Origin of the sequence: Pseudonocardia sp. ICBG1034 (genome assembly GCF_020131375.1) — a bacterium.
Lineage (GTDB): Bacteria > Actinomycetota > Actinomycetes > Mycobacteriales > Pseudonocardiaceae > Pseudonocardia > Pseudonocardia alni.
In genome coordinates, this window is record NZ_JAHLEK010000023.1 from 420,204 (window position 1) to 434,060 (window position 13,857).

A 13,857-nucleotide genomic window follows, 5' to 3' on the forward strand; every position below is an offset into this window, starting at 1 on the left:
ATGTTGTGCCGACCTACCAGTACGCATGCACCGCGTGTGACCACCGCTTCGAGGCGGTGCAGTCGTTCTCCGACGACGCCCTCAGCACCTGCCCGAACTGCGGCGGGAAGCTGCGCAAGGTCTTCTCCTCGGTGGGCATCGTGTTCAAGGGCAGCGGCTTCTACCGCACCGACTCCCGCTCGGGCTCGGTGAGCAGCGGGTCCGGGTCCTCCTCGGAGTCGGCGAAGTCCGACAGCTCCTCGTCGAGCTCGTCGTCCTCGGACTCCTCGTCCTCGTCGAGTTCCTCGTCCTCCTCGTCGTCGAGCTCCTCGTCGAGCTCGGCCGGCACGTCGTCCTCGAAGGCCGCCGCTTCCTGATCCGTCCACAACCGGCCGGGGTTGTCCACAGGCCGGTGGATCGGCCCGTCACCGGCCCTGTCCCGCCCTAGCGTCGGAACGACGACGGCGGAGGGGCGGCCATGGCGGAGCAGACACAGCGGGCGGACCGCCCGTGGGACCGGCTGCTGCGGCGGCCCTCCTGGTCACGGGCGTTGCTGGCCCGCCGGGTGCTGGCCGCCGCCCTCGCGGTCGCGGCCGTGGTCGTGGCACTGCTCCCCGCCGCGGGTGACGAGCGGGTCCCGGTACTGGTCGCGGCCCGCGACCTCGCCCCCGGCACGGCGCTGGGCCCGGCCGACGTCGTCGTGGCCTCCTGGCCGCCCGCCCTCGCCCCCGCCGGTGCCCTGACCGCGCCCGACGCCGTGGCCGGGCGGCTGCTCGCCGGACCGGTGACCGCGGGCGAGCCGGTCGGCGAGCTGAGGCTGGTCGGGTCCGCGCTGGCCGTCGTCACCGGTGGGCCGGGCGCCTCGGCGGTGCCGCTGCGCCCGGCCGATCCGGCGGTGGCCGCGCTGCTGTCCCCCGGCTCCCGGGTGGACGTCGTGGCGGGCGGCCCGGACGGCGCGCGTGTGCTGGCCGCCCGGGCCGGGGTGGTGGCGGTGCTGCCACCCGCCCCCGGGGCCGCCGGGGCGCGGGCGGACCCGGGACCGCTGGTGCTGGTCGCGCTGCCCGAGGCGGAGGCGACCGCGGTGGCCGCGGCGACGCTGGCCGGCGAGGTCACGGTCACCCTGCGCTGAGCCCCGGTGGCGCCGGGCCTCAGCCGGCGATCGTGCCGATCGACTCGTGCTGCTTGCCGAAGACGACCATCTCGTCGTCCATGATCGCCCGCGGGTTGAACAGCGGGTCGGCGAGGATGCCGTGCACACGGCGGCGCTGCATGCCCATGTTCCCACCGTCGTAGATCGGGAGCACCGCGACCTCGCGCAGCAGCTTGCCGAAGCCGTTCGCGGTCTCCAGGCTGTTGACGCCGACGATCTGCATGCACTTGTAGACGCAGTCGATCATCAGCTCGGTCACCTGGATCTTGTTCATCGCGCCGACCAGCTCGGCGTGCTGGTCGTGCTTGTCCAGGTAGTCCGCGGCCCGCCAGCAGAAGTACCGCGCCATCTCGATCTTCGAGGCGACGTCGCCGAGCACGTAGCCGACGTTCTGGAACTCGATGATCGGCTTCAGGGCGCCCGCGGTGTGGTTGCGGGCGAACTCCAGCGCGGTCTCGTAGGCGGTGCGGGCCATGCCGACGGCGGCGATCGCCGCGACCGGCCCGGACCAGGCGAAGTTCCGGTTGATCACGAGGTCGCCGTTGCCCTCGGCGCCCGGCAGGAGGTTCTCGACCGGGATCCGGGCATCGGTGAACACGATCTCGGCGTTGGACGCGAGCCGGTGACCGATCTTGTCGAGGTGCCGGAACGTCACACCGGGGGTGTTCCCCTCCAGGATCAGCGCGGACAGCCCCTCGGTGCCGCCCGCCTCCGGGTCGGTCCGGACGATGAGGGTGCCGGCGTTCGTGCCGGTCTCGTCCCATCCGGCCGACGACGGCCAGTACTTGCGCCCGTTGACGACGAAGTGGTCGCCGTCGCGGACCGCGGTCAGGCCGACGCCGGCCGGTCGCGGCAGCGGGATGTCGAAGTTCGCGGTGCCGCCCGGGTTGCCCGGCGGCTCGCTCGCCGTCCACCCGCCGAGGTAGGTGCCGGTCGGGTCGGAGGTGGCCGCCCGCAGGATGCGTTCCTTCTGCTCGTCGCTGCCGTACCAGGCGATCGGCATCAGCCCGAGGCCGTTGCAGAGCACGGTGCAGGCGAAGCCGGGGTCGACCGCGCAGATCTCCTCGGCGGCGATGACCAGGTCGACGCAGGAGACCCCGCCGCCGCCGTACTCGGCGGGCAGCATGCACATGGCGATGCCCGCCTTGTACGCCTCGACGTAGGCCCCCTTGGTCATCCGGAAGCCCTCGAGCGGGTCGGGCTCGGCGTCCGCCGCCGCGACGACCGGCTGGAGGACGTTCTCGGAGAACGCACGGACGTCGTGCTGCAGCTTGCGCTGCTCGTCGGACAACGTGAAGTCGACAGGCATGGCGCTTCCCTTCGCATCGGGATCGGGGACGGCACCGGGCGGAACCGGTACCGGGCGTACCGGTTCGGAACGGACCCGGTGGCCGCCGACGATCGGACCGCGGCGCGCCCGACGGAAGCCCCGTGGCACGAGCGGTACGGGCCCTGTCACCAGCGGTCACGCGACACCCTCAACCGCCTCGACAGGCCTGTTCGCGACACCGTCCCGGCACCTGCTACACGAGCTTCACCTGGGGAAACGCAGCTGTAATCGGTAGATCGAATACTGCTTCCGGTCCCCCGGCGACGAGGAGCGCACGCGCCCGTGAAACACACCAGCCACGCCGACTACGCCCTCCGTGTCCTCATGTACCTCCGGGTCGCCCCGGACGGGCGGGGTTCGGTCGGCGAGATCGCCGCCGCCCACCGCGTCTCGCGCCACCACCTGGAGAAGGTCGTCCAGCGGCTCGCCGCCGCCGGGATCGTCGCGACCTCGCGCGGGCGGGGCGGCGGTGTGCGGCTGGCCGCACGGCCGTCGTCGATCACGGTCGGGGCGGTGATGCGGGCGATGGAGGGCGATTTCGCCGTCGTCGAGTGCCTGGGGCCGGCGCGCTACTGCCGGATCGCGGGGGTGTGCGGGGCCCGCAGCGTCTTCTCCGAGGCGCTGGACGCCTACTTCGCCGTCCTCGACGCCGCGACCCTCGACCAGATCGCGGACAACGACCTGGGGCTGCGCGGAGCCCTCGAGCTCACCGGGACCGGCCTCCGCGGCTGCGGATCCGGCTCCTCCCGGTGACCGGACCGGCAGGAGGTGCCCGATGGCCGTCGACTTCACGCTCTCCCGCTCCCAGCGCGACCTGAAGCGCCGGGCCCGCGGGTTCGCCCGGGAGGTGCTGCGCCCGGTCGTCGAGCGGGCCGAGGCGCTGCCCGACCCGCAGGAGGCGTTCCGGGCGACCCGCCCGGCCTACGAGGCCGCCTACGCCGCCGGGCTGACCACACTGTTCCTGCCCCGCGAGCTCGGCGGTGGCGGGCTGTCCCAGGTGGACTTCCTGGTCGCGGTCGAGGAGCTGTGCGCGGTCGACCCCGGCTTCGCGACGACGCTGCTCGTCAACGGCCTGGCGCTGAAGCCGCTGCTCTGGGCGGCCCCCGACGAGCTGCGCGACCGGTGGGTCCGGCGCGCGACCGGCGACCCCACCGGGCGGTTCCTGGCCGGCTGGGCGGTGAGCGAGCGTGGTGGGACCGCGAACTTCGACCACCCCGACAGTCGGGCCGGTGTCCAGCTCGTCGCCACCCACGACCGCGCCCGCGGCGAGTACGTCCTGCACGGTGAGAAGCACTGGCCGTGCAACGCGGGCGGCTGGGACCTGGAGGGTGCCGACCTGACCGTCTGCATCGTGCGGACCGACCGCACGGCGGGCGGGACCTCGGCGCTGAGCGCCGTCGTCGTCGAGCGGGGCGCGCCGGGGCTGTCGTTCGAGGTGATCGACAAGCTGGCCCACCGGACCTGCCAGAACGTGACGATGACCTTCCGCGGCGTCCGCGTCCCCGAGGAGAACGTCTTCGCCCACGGCGACGGGGACCTGCTGGTCAACCGGGCCTTCACCTGGTCCGGTCCGATCGCCGGGATCGCCGCGGTCGGCGTCGCGCGGGCCGCCTTCGAGTTCACGCTCAAGTGGGCGCGGACCTTCACCGGCGGCGGCTCGGCCCCGGTCATCGAGCACCAGGCGGTCGGGAACCTGCTCGCCGACGTCGGGGTGCGGATCGAGGCGGCCCGCTACCTGTGCTGGAAGGCCGCGCACTACCTGGACCGGCACGACGGGCAGGGCCAGGCGCTCGCCGGGATGTCGAAGACGTTCTGCACCGAGCTCGTCACGCAGGTGGTGAACGACTGCATGCGGGTGGTCGGGGTGAACGCCCTGGACCGCCGGTTCCCGATGGAGCGCCTCTACCGCGAGGCCGCCGTCTTCCCCCTCTACGACGCCGGCAACCTGGCCATGCAGCGCCGTCGCACCTGGGGGGTCATGACCGACCCCGGCTACACGCCCGACGTCTTCGCCGACGGCGACCCGCTCCCCTTCACGCGATCCATGGAGGGCATCGGCACCGTCCCGGGGGTGCGCTGATGCCCGACCGGGACGGCTCGGCGGCCTTCACCCGCACCCGGGAGGCGTGGGAACGCTTCGCGGCGGGCGACGAGGTGCCCGCGGACGTGCCGCTGTCGATCGCGCTGTCCTGGCTGCGCTGCCGGGACCTCCACCGGCTCGACCCACTGGCACCGGTGCACGCCCCCGCCCGGGACGACGCGGTCTACCGCCGGGAGCACGCCTCGGTGTTCACGATGCTCGGCGCCGTCGCCGCGGGGATCGCCGGCCGGCACGACGGGTGCGTCGCCGCCGTCACCGACGGCGACGGCCGGGTGCTGGCGTCGTGGGCGGCGCGCGGATCGGGCGGGTCCGCCGCGGCCCCGGGCAGCGTCTGGGCCGAGGCGCGGGCCGGGACCAACGGCGCCGGGACCGCCCTCGCCCACCCGCGGGCGGTCTGTGTGCGGGGGCCGGAGCACTGGAGCTCGGCGCTGCACGACCGCAGCTGTGTCTCGACGGCGGTGTGCGACCCGGTGCTCGGGACGGCGGTGGCGGCGCTGACCGTCTCCACCCGGGGCCGCTGCCTGCCGGTCCGCCCCGACGACCTGCTCCTCGCGACCGGCCCCGCACTCCGGGTGCTGTGCGACGCCGCGGCCCGCTCCAGCGCCGTGCTGGCGGGCGCCTTCGTCGACCTGGACCGGCGCGAACGGCGGCCGCTGCTCGCGCTCGACGGCGGCGGCCGGGTCGTCGCGGCGAACGCCGCGGCCTGCCGGCGGGGCCTGCTCCCCCGCTCCGACGGCGGACGGGCGCTGGGCCGGGCAGTCGCACCCGCGCTGGTCCGGGCCGGCGGGGACGACACCTGGTCGGGGACGGTCGTCGTCGGTGCCGCGGGGGGTGCGGAGCCGCTGGCGTTCCGGCTGCGCCCGGTGCCCGGCGACGCGGGCCCGGTCGGCTTCCTCGCCGTCGCCGACCGCACCGGGTCGGTCACCGACGACGTGCTGCCGGTCCCACCGCCGGCCGCCGGCGGGGTCGCGCCGGGCCGGGTCGCCGCGGTCGGGCGGGGCGGGCGGCTGCACCTGCTGGCCTGCGACGACGTCCGGCACGCCCGCGCCGACGGCCACGACGTCTGGCTGGTCACCGACCTCGGCGTACTGCGGGCCGCGCACCGCGGGATCGACCGGCTGGCCCGCGAGCTGGCGCCCGCCGGTTTCCTGCGGGTGCACCGCGGGCACCTCGTGAACACCGCGCGGGTCCGGACGGTGCACCGCGGACCGGACGGCATGACGGTGGGCACCGACCGGGCCGGTGCCGAACGGATCCCGGTGTCGCGCCGCGCCGTCCCGGCGGTACGGGCGGCCCTCGGTCTCTGAGCGCGCTCCGGCCGGTCAGCCGCCGTGGTGCGGGGGGCGGTTCTCGGTGAACCAGCGGTCGGGGTCCGCGGTGTCGCGCTCGTCGGCGGCGCCGTAGTCGGCCCGCTCGTCGGCGGTGGTCGAGGGGTCGTCGCCGAAGATCTCCTCGATCCGTCGGCGCATCCGGTCCGCGGGCTCGCTCATGGCCCCATGGTGCCGTGCGCGGGCGGCGTGGGTGGGCACCGATCCCGCGTCACCGTGCCGTGCCGTGCCCGTGACTCCCCACGACGACGCGTCCGGGTGACACCATGGGGTCAGCCGTACGCATCCGCCCGGGCACCCGGGCGACGACAGGAGAGGTGGACCGCTCATGGGGTTCCTGGACAAGGCACGCGAGGCGGCCGAGAACGCGATCGAGAAGGCGAAGCCGCACCTGGACAAGGCGATGGAGCAGGCCGGCCCGCACCTGGAGAAGGCCAAGGAGAAGGCGGGTCCGCTCGTCGAGAAGGCCGCCGAGAAGGTCGACCAGGCCACCGGCGGCAAGTACTCCGAGCAGATCGACGGGGTGAAGGGCAAGGTCGAGGGTGCACTCGGGCACACCGGGCCGGCCGCCCCCGGCGCCGGCACGCACGGCGACGCCGTCCCGCCGGTGCCGCCCGCCCCGCCCGGGGGCGACGCATTGGCGCCGCAGGGCAACCCGGCCGCGTCGCAGCAGCCGCCGGCCGTCCCGCCGGTGCCGCCGGAGCGCAAGGACGACGGCGGCGTCCCGCCGGTGCCCCCGGCGAACTGAGCCCACGCACACGGACGGGCCCCGGCGATCCGCCGGGGCCCGTCCGTCGTGCAGGGGGTCAGTCGTCGAGGCCGGACAGCTCCGAGATGACGTGCGGGACCAGCGGGGTCAGCGTCGCCATGCCGTCGCGGACGGCGGCGCGGGACGCCGCCAGGTTGACCACCAGCGTGCTGCCCGAGACGCCGACGACCCCACGGGACACCCCGGCGTCGACCGCACCGGCGGCGAGGCCGGAGGCGCGGATGGCCTCGGCGATCCCCGGCACCGGCCGGTCGAGGACACCGGTGGTGGCGTCCGGGGTGACGTCACGGGGCGACACGCCCGTGCCGCCGACGGTCACCACCAGGTCGACGCCGCCGATCACGGCGGTGTTCAGCGCGCTGCGGATGGCCACCACGTCGCCGGGGGCCGAGACCACACCGTCGACGAGGAAGTGGGCCTCCTCCAGCAGCTCGGTGACCAGCGGCCCGGTGCCGTCGGACCGCTCACCCGCACTGACCCGGTCGTCGACGATCACCACGAGGGCACGGCCGATCTGCGGACCCGACATCTCCATGGCGGTCACCCTAGCGTCGGCCGGGACGCGGCCCCGGGGAGGCCGTGCCGGTGCGGGGAGGGGGGACCGGCACCGACACGACGCTCCGGGCGTATTCGGTGGGGCACCACCGAATACGGGGACACCCCATCACGCCGGTTCTTCACCCGTCAACGACGTACGGTGTGTGCCACCCACCCGGCCCCGTCCGGTCGGACGGACTGCACCCTCACTGCTCGCCCAGTGTCACCTCGACGGTCCGGGTCGCCCCGCCGGCGTCGACGACGTCCAGCTGGACGACGCTGCCCGGCGGCTGCGACCGCACCGCGGCCTGCAGATCGGTGCCGGTGGTGATCCGCTGGTCGCCGAGCCGGGCCACGATCTCCTGCAGGCGCAGCCCGGCCTTCGCGGCCGCGCCGTCCGGGGTGACCTCCTGGATCACCGCGCCGCGCAGCTGCGGGTCGTTGCCGACGGTCACGCCGAGCACGGCGTGCGTGGCCTTGCCGCCGCCGCGCAGCTGGTCGGCGATCCGGCGGGCCTGGTTGATCGGGATGGAGAAGCCGACGCCGATCGAGCCGCCGCCCGGCCCGGCCGTCGCGATGGCGGAGTTGATGCCGACGACCCGGCCGTCGGAGTCCACGAGCGGGCCCCCGGAGTTGCCGGGGTTGATCGCGGCGTCGGTCTGGATCGCGTTCAGCACGGTGTCGCTCGCCCCGGGCGCACCCGACTCGGCGGGGATGCCGACGGCCCGGTCGACGGCCGAGACGATGCCGGTGGTGACCGACCCGCCGAGCCCGAGCGGCGACCCGAACGCGGTGACCTGCTGACCGACCCGGACGCGGTCGGAGTCGCCGAGCTCGATGGTGCTCAGGCCCGGCAGGTCCGTGCGCACGAGGGCGATGTCGGACTGCGGGTCCTGCCCGACGATCGTCCCGATGGCGGTGCGGCCGTCCTGCAGGACCACGCGCAGCGTGCCGCCCTGGGCCGCCGGGGCGACGACGTGGTTGTTGGTGAGGATCAGGCCGTCGTTGCCGACGATCATGCCGGAGCCCTCGCCGCGGTCACCGACGTTGCCCGCGCCGCCGTCGACGCGGATCTGCACGACGGCGGGCAGCACCTTCTCGGCGACGGCCTCGACCGAGCCGGACGGCGCCGCGCCCCCCGGCCCGCCTGCGAGGCGCGCGCCGATCAGGCCGCCGAGGGCACCCGCGACCAGCGCGACGAGCAGCCCGGCCGCGACCAGGACGACACCCCGGCGGCCGCGGCCGGGCGGACGACGTGGTGCGGGCGGGGCGCCGACCGCCCACGGGGGCGGGGCAGACTCGCCGGGGGCGGCCGCGCCGGTCGCGTCCGGGTGCGCCGGGAGCTCCCGGGTGCCGTCCGCCGGCACCGGCGTCGTGTCGGTCGGGGTGTCCGGGGCGGCCGTGTCGGGCGCGGCACCGTCGGAGCCCGCGACGGGCGCGTCCGCGGCGGTGGAACCGGGGCGGGCCCACGGGTTGGCGGGCACGGCCCAGCGGTCGGTGGGCGGGTCCTGGGTGGAGACGGCCTCGGTGTCGGGGCCGTGGTCGTGGTGCGGGGTGGCGTCCTCGTCCGCCGGGACGGCGGGCGACGCCCCGGCCGCGGTCGTCGCGGCGGTCGTGCCGGACCCGGTGGACGCGTCGCCGTCGGCGGTCGCGGACGTCGCGGACGTCGTCGCCGGCTCGCCGCCCGCGCCGGCCGCGGCGGTGTCCCCGGCCGGGTCCGCTCCGGCGCCGTCCCCGGCGGCGCCCGGCGAGCCGGTGGCCGGAGCGTCGGTGACCCCGTCCGACGCGGACCCGTCGGCGGAGGACCCCGACGACGACCGTGGCCCGTCCTGCTCGGGGGCGGCGTCGCCGGAGGACCCGGCCGCTCCCGCGGTGGCGGAGGGCCCGCCCTCGCGGCCGGCCGCGTCCCCGGAGGCCCCGCCGGACGTCCCCGCTCCGGTGCGGGTCGGCTCGTCGGGCGGGTTGTCCTGGGTCATGCGTCCACCGTCCGTCGTCTCCGTCCGTCGTGTCACCGGTGTGTCACGTCGTGTCACACCAGGCTATGGGCTGTCCGGCTCCGCCACGTACCGGCCCGGCAGGGCCATCGAGAGCAGCGCACCGCCCTCCGGGGCGCGCCCGGCCCGCACCTCTCCCCCGTGCCGTGCCGCCGCCTGCGCGACGATCGACAGCCCCAGCCCGGAGCCGGGCATGGTCCGCGAGGTGTCGGCCCGGTAGAAGCGGTCGAACACGTGCGGCAGGTCCTCCGCGGCGATCCCCTCACCCGCGTCCGCCACCTCGATGACCAGCCACTCCGGCGAGATCGGCACCATCGACAGCCGCACCGTGCCGCCGGGCGGGCTCCACTTCACGGCGTTGTCGAGCAGGTTCAGCACGGCCCGTTCGAGGGCGCTGGCGTCGCCGTCGAGGATCCACGGGGTGCGGTGGACGTCGAACTCGACCTCCCCCGCGCGTCGCTTCACCCGGTCCAGGGCGCGGTCGACGATCTCGGTGAGCTCCAGTGCCTCGCTGGTCATGGTCGGGGCGTCGTCGCGGGCGAGCTCGACGAGGTCCCCGACGAGGTGGGACAGCTCCTCGACCTGGGCGCGGACGTCGTCGAGCAGCTCGGTGCGGTCCTGGGCGGGCAGGTCGGGGGTGTCCGGCCGGTCGGCGGAGGCGAGCAGCTCCAGGTTGGTGCGCAGCGAGGTCAGCGGGGTGCGCAGCTCGTGCCCGGCGTCGGCGACGAGCCGGCGCTGCTGTTCCCGCGACGCGGCCAGCGCGCCGAGCATCGTGTTGAACGACTGGGTGAGCCGGGCGAGCTCGTCGGACCCGGAGATGGGGATCGGGCGCAGGTCACCGGTCTTGGCCACGCGTTCGGTCGCCGCGGTCAGCCGCAGCACCGGCCGCAGCCCGGTCCGGGCGACGGCGACCCCGGCGAGCGCGGCCAGCACGACCCCACCCAGCCCGACGATCGGCAGCGCGGTGCCCATCCGGGTCACCACCCGGGTCATCGTGTCGAGCCGCTGGGCCAGCACCAGCGCGCGGCCGTCCCCGGCCCGGACGGCGACGATCCGGTACGGCACGCCGTCGAGCTCGGCGGTGCGGCCCGGCTGGGTCGGCCCGCCCTGGGCGACCTCGATCTCCGGCTCGCCCAGCGGCGGCCGTGACGACTCGTCCGCCGAGGTCGCGACGCCCGAGGAGTAGACGAGCGCGATGTGCAGGTCGGCCGCGCCGAGCACGTCGGGCGGGAGTGCGGCGAGCAGCCGCGGGTCGATCAGGTCGCTCTGCGCCGCGGCGTAGGCGCGCTGGCGCAGCGTCTCGTCCAGCGAGCTGGTGAGGTTCTGGCGCACGACGAGGAATGCGGCGGCGGACACGAGCAGCACCATCGCGGCGGCGACGAGTGCGGCGAGCACCCCGATCCGGGCGCGCAGCGTGAACCGCTCGCGGTCCGGCTCGGCCGCGGGCCCGCGGCGCCACCAGCGCTCGGCCCGCTCCTCGTCGGGCGGGAGCAGCTGGGTCACGGCGGGGTGTCCCGCAGGACGTAGCCGACACCGCGCACGGTGTGGATCAGCCGGGGCTCGCCCTCGGCCTCGGTCTTGCGGCGCAGGTAGCCGACGTAGACCTCCAGGGCGTTGCCGCTGGTCGGGAAGTCGTAGCCCCACACCTGCTCGAGGATCTGGGCGCGGGTCAGGACCCGGCGCGGGTGCGCGAGCAACAGCTCCAGCAGCGAGAACTCGGTGCGGGTGAGGCTGATCGGCCGTCCGCCCCGCGACACCTCGCGGGTGTCGGGGTCCAGCGACAGGTCGCCGAAGGTGAGCGCGGGGCTGGTGCCCGCGTCGTCGTCGGCGTCGGGGGTGCGGCGGCGCAGCAGCGCCCGCAGCCGGGCGAGCAGCTCCTCCAGCGCGAACGGCTTGGGCAGGTAGTCGTCGGCGCCGGCGTCGAGCCCGGCGACCCGGTCCGACACCGCGTCGCGGGCGGTGAGCACGAGGATCGGGAGCGCGTCACCGGCGCTGCGCAACCGCCGGCACACCTCCAGCCCGTCGACGCGCGGCATCATCACGTCCAGGACGAGCGCGTCGGGCCGGTCGGTGAGCATCTTGTCCAGCGCGACCTGGCCGTCCTCGGCGAGGTCGACCTGGTAGCCGTTGAAGGCCAGCGAACGGCGCAGCGAGTCACGGACCGCCTTGTCGTCGTCGACCACCAGAATGCGCATGGGCGCCAGTCTCGCCGACGGCTCTGAGAGGAACCTGAGCAGGCCCTGATCAGCGGATGGTGATCAGCGCCCGGTGATCAGGACGCCTTGTAGGCGGCCGCCATGTCGTCGCCGCCGTGCCCGCGCTCCGACGCCCGCCGCAACCGGTCCCGCACGGCGGGCGCGACGTCGAGCCGGGTGCCCGAGGCCTCCGCCGCGGCGACGATCAGGTCCGCGTCCTTGGCCGCGTTGTCGACGGTGAAGCTGGGCGTGAAGTCGTCGTCGAGGATCGCCTTCGCCTTGTTCTGCAGGTAGGGCAGGTCCAGCGGACCGCCGGCGACGGCGTCGAGGAAGGCCAGCGGGTCCACGCCGAGTCCCTGGGCCAGCGCGACGGACTCCCCCGTCGCTGCGGTGATCGCCAGCACCCAGCTGTTGGCGACGAGCTTGAGCCGGCTCGCCTGGGCGGTCGTGTTGTCCTCGGCGACCCAGACGGTCTGCCTCCCGACGGCGTCGAGCACCGGGTCGACGACCGGACGCGCCGCGGGGTCGCCTGCGACGAACACGACGAGCTGCCCGGACTCGGCGGGCGCTCGGGTGCCGAGCACCGGCGCGTCGAGCAGGGTCAGGCCGTGGCGCCCGGCGATCGCGCGGAGCCCGTCGAACGGCTCGACGCCGACGGTGGTCGTCTGCAGCCACACCTGGCCCGGCGCGAGACCGCCGGCGGCCTGCTCGAGGACGGCGGTGACGTCGTCGGCGTCCCCCAGCATCGTCACGACCACGTCGGCGCCGCGCACGGCGTCGGCCGGATCGGTGTGCAGGGCCGCGCCCGCGTCCGCGAGCGGCTGCGCCTTCGCCGCGGTCCGGTTCCAGACCCGCAGGTCCAGCCCGGCCGCGAGGATGTTGTGCCCCATCCCGGCGCCCATGATCCCGGTTCCCAGCAGTGCCACGGTCGTCATGGACCCACCGTAGGTCGATCTCCGTGGGAGCGCCGACGCACGCCGGGTCGTGTGGCCCGTCGCGGGTAGGGCCCCGTCGCGCCTGCGCGGCACTGCCGGCACCCCGACCGGGTACCCGGGCGGGATGAGCGACGAACTCGAGTTCTTCTTCGACCCGATCTGCCCGTTCTGCTGGGTCACGTCCCGCTGGGTGGTGGAGGTGGGCCGTCTCCGCGAGCTGGCGGTGCACTGGCGCCCGTTGCCGCTGGCGATGCTGAACGAGGGCATCTCCTACGAGGAGCGGCGGAAGGTCTCGGAGTCCTACCCGGACTCCCACCTCCGCGGCCTGGAGATGCTGCGGGTGATCGCCGCGGCCGAGGCGGTGGCGGGCCCCGAGGTCGTCGGGGACCTCTACACCCGGTTCGGCGAGCTGGTGTGGGACTCCCCCGCACCCGACGGCGAGGGCTTCGACCCGGTCATGCGCGTCATGGCGCAGCAGCGGGACCTGCGTCCAGTGCTGGAGGACCTCGGCCTGGACCCTGCCCTGGCCGACGCCGCGACGGGCACCGACCTCGACGAGGGCCTCGCCGCGAACGTGGCGGAGGCCCGGCGGCGGTGCGGCGACGACGTCGGCACCCCGATCCTGTCGTTCTCCCCGCCGGACGGGCCGGCCCTGTTCGGGCCGGTGATCGACTCCGTGCCGTTCGGCGAGGACGCGCTGCGGCTGTGGGACGCGACGTACACCCTCGCCACCTGGCCCGGGTTCGCCGAGCTCAAGCGGAGCCTGCGGTCGTTCCCCGACACCCCGCTGACCGCGCGGATCGCGCACGGGGAGACGACGGTGCGATGACGGTCTCTGCTTCACTGGGGACGTGACCGACGCGGGCGATCCCGGCTTCTCCAACCGGACCGGGCGCCCGCCGGGCCGGGTGATCACCGCGGTGTCCCGGTTCGTGCCCGCGATCCGCCGGGTGCAGCAGCAGATCGAGCCCTACGCCGCGTACTGGGAGCAGCGCAACCGCACCGAGCTCGTCCGGACCGGGCCGCTGTGCGTCGCGCTGGGCGACTCGATGGCCCAGGGCGTCGGCGCGTCGGCCCCGGAGTGCGGCTGGTTCGGGCAGCTGGTCGGGCTGCTGCCGGGCTGGCGCACGGTCAACCTGTCCCAGTACGGCGCCCGCGTCGACGACGTCCTCGACGCGCAGCTCCCGGCGGCGCTGCGGCTGCACCCGGACCTGCTGCTGTGCCTGATCGGGTCGAACGACCTGATGCAGCCCAAGCACCAGGAGGGCGTCGGGAGCCGGTACGCGGCCCTGCTCGACCGGCTCCCGCGCGGCACGGTCGTCGGCAACCAGCCGGGCACCTTCGCCGCGGCGGTGCAGGTCAACGGCCTGATCGACGACGCCGTGCGGCGCCGCGGGCTGGTGCTGGCCGAGCTGCGGGACCCGCGGACGCGGCACTGGCGCGGCAAGCTCGCCTCCGACCGGTTCCACCCCAACGACCGCGGCTACGCCGCCATCACCGAGGTGTTCGGGGAGGCGCTGCGTCGCGCCGGGTACTGAA

15 protein-coding genes are annotated in these 13,857 nt (G+C 75.3%); 8 read left to right on the forward strand and 7 right to left on the reverse strand.

Annotation, left to right across the window (positions count from 1 at the left end):
* Nucleotides 1-5: 5 nt before the first annotated feature.
* Both KPF22_RS26250 and KPF22_RS26255 read left to right on the forward strand, forming a co-directional pair.
* Complete coding sequence (locus KPF22_RS26250) at nucleotides 6-356, forward strand: FmdB family zinc ribbon protein (RefSeq protein WP_208823177.1); 351 nt, start codon at nucleotides 6-8, stop codon at nucleotides 354-356.
* A gap of 101 nt (nucleotides 357-457) precedes the next feature.
* A complete protein-coding gene (locus tag KPF22_RS26255) occupies nucleotides 458-1,108 on the forward strand; it encodes an SAF domain-containing protein (protein WP_178374540.1) in 651 nt (216 codons plus the stop codon).
* Nucleotides 1,109-1,127: 19 nt separating this feature from the next.
* Here KPF22_RS26255 and KPF22_RS26260 read toward each other — a convergent pair whose 3' ends face one another.
* Nucleotides 1,128-2,438, reverse strand: a complete 1,311-nt coding sequence (locus KPF22_RS26260; RefSeq protein WP_208823179.1) for an acyl-CoA dehydrogenase family protein — start codon at nucleotides 2,436-2,438, stop codon at nucleotides 1,128-1,130.
* A gap of 303 nt (nucleotides 2,439-2,741) precedes the next feature.
* Here KPF22_RS26260 and KPF22_RS26265 point away from each other — a divergent pair, with 303 nt between their 5' ends.
* From KPF22_RS26265 to KPF22_RS26275, 3 genes are read left to right on the forward strand one after another with little or no spacing between them, the layout of a single operon-like run.
* Nucleotides 2,742-3,212: an Rrf2 family transcriptional regulator gene (locus KPF22_RS26265; RefSeq protein WP_224403570.1), complete on the forward strand. Its 471-nt coding sequence runs from the start codon at nucleotides 2,742-2,744 to the stop codon at nucleotides 3,210-3,212.
* Nucleotides 3,213-3,234: 22 nt separating this feature from the next.
* A complete protein-coding gene (locus tag KPF22_RS26270; protein ID WP_224403571.1) occupies nucleotides 3,235-4,539 on the forward strand; it encodes an acyl-CoA dehydrogenase family protein in 1,305 nt (434 codons plus the stop codon).
* The gene (locus tag KPF22_RS26275) at nucleotides 4,539-5,867 is read left to right on the forward strand and encodes a DNA-binding protein (RefSeq protein WP_224403572.1); all 1,329 of its coding nucleotides are present in this window, start codon (nucleotides 4,539-4,541) and stop codon (nucleotides 5,865-5,867) included. Before KPF22_RS26270 ends, KPF22_RS26275 begins: the two co-directional genes overlap by 1 nt.
* A gap of 15 nt (nucleotides 5,868-5,882) precedes the next feature.
* On the opposite strand, the gene KPF22_RS26280 is transcribed toward KPF22_RS26275, so the two are convergent.
* Nucleotides 5,883-6,050, reverse strand: a complete 168-nt coding sequence (locus tag KPF22_RS26280; RefSeq protein ID WP_167379102.1) for a hypothetical protein — start codon at nucleotides 6,048-6,050, stop codon at nucleotides 5,883-5,885.
* 166 nt (nucleotides 6,051-6,216) lie between these two features.
* Here KPF22_RS26280 and KPF22_RS26285 point away from each other — a divergent pair, with 166 nt between their 5' ends.
* Nucleotides 6,217-6,636, forward strand: coding sequence for an antitoxin (locus KPF22_RS26285; protein ID WP_208823188.1), 420 nt, complete (start codon nucleotides 6,217-6,219; stop codon nucleotides 6,634-6,636).
* 58 nt (nucleotides 6,637-6,694) lie between these two features.
* Here KPF22_RS26285 and KPF22_RS26290 read toward each other — a convergent pair whose 3' ends face one another.
* The 5 genes from KPF22_RS26290 to KPF22_RS26310 form a co-directional block, all read right to left on the reverse strand.
* A complete protein-coding gene (locus KPF22_RS26290; RefSeq protein ID WP_373324192.1) occupies nucleotides 6,695-7,186 on the reverse strand; it encodes a molybdenum cofactor biosynthesis protein B in 492 nt (163 codons plus the stop codon).
* 214 nt (nucleotides 7,187-7,400) lie between these two features.
* A complete protein-coding gene (locus KPF22_RS26295; protein ID WP_224403573.1) occupies nucleotides 7,401-9,170 on the reverse strand; it encodes a trypsin-like peptidase domain-containing protein in 1,770 nt (589 codons plus the stop codon).
* A 63-nt stretch (nucleotides 9,171-9,233) separates the two neighbouring features.
* The gene (locus tag KPF22_RS26300; protein ID WP_244326830.1) at nucleotides 9,234-10,682 is read right to left on the reverse strand and encodes a HAMP domain-containing sensor histidine kinase; all 1,449 of its coding nucleotides are present in this window, start codon (nucleotides 10,680-10,682) and stop codon (nucleotides 9,234-9,236) included.
* A gap of 5 nt (nucleotides 10,683-10,687) precedes the next feature.
* A complete protein-coding gene (locus KPF22_RS26305) occupies nucleotides 10,688-11,383 on the reverse strand; it encodes a response regulator transcription factor (RefSeq protein ID WP_073577591.1) in 696 nt (231 codons plus the stop codon).
* A gap of 77 nt (nucleotides 11,384-11,460) precedes the next feature.
* Nucleotides 11,461-12,318: an NAD(P)-dependent oxidoreductase gene (locus KPF22_RS26310; protein ID WP_224403575.1), complete on the reverse strand. Its 858-nt coding sequence runs from the start codon at nucleotides 12,316-12,318 to the stop codon at nucleotides 11,461-11,463.
* Nucleotides 12,319-12,442: 124 nt separating this feature from the next.
* On the opposite strand from KPF22_RS26310, the gene KPF22_RS26315 reads away from it, so the two are divergent.
* The gene (locus tag KPF22_RS26315; RefSeq protein WP_224403576.1) at nucleotides 12,443-13,147 is read left to right on the forward strand and encodes a DsbA family protein; all 705 of its coding nucleotides are present in this window, start codon (nucleotides 12,443-12,445) and stop codon (nucleotides 13,145-13,147) included.
* Between the two features lie 22 nt (nucleotides 13,148-13,169).
* Nucleotides 13,170-13,856 carry an SGNH/GDSL hydrolase family protein gene (locus tag KPF22_RS26320; RefSeq protein ID WP_224403577.1) on the forward strand — a complete coding sequence of 229 codons (687 nt, stop codon included), beginning with the start codon at nucleotides 13,170-13,172 and terminating at the stop codon, nucleotides 13,854-13,856.
* Nucleotide 13,857: the final 1 nt, after the last annotated feature.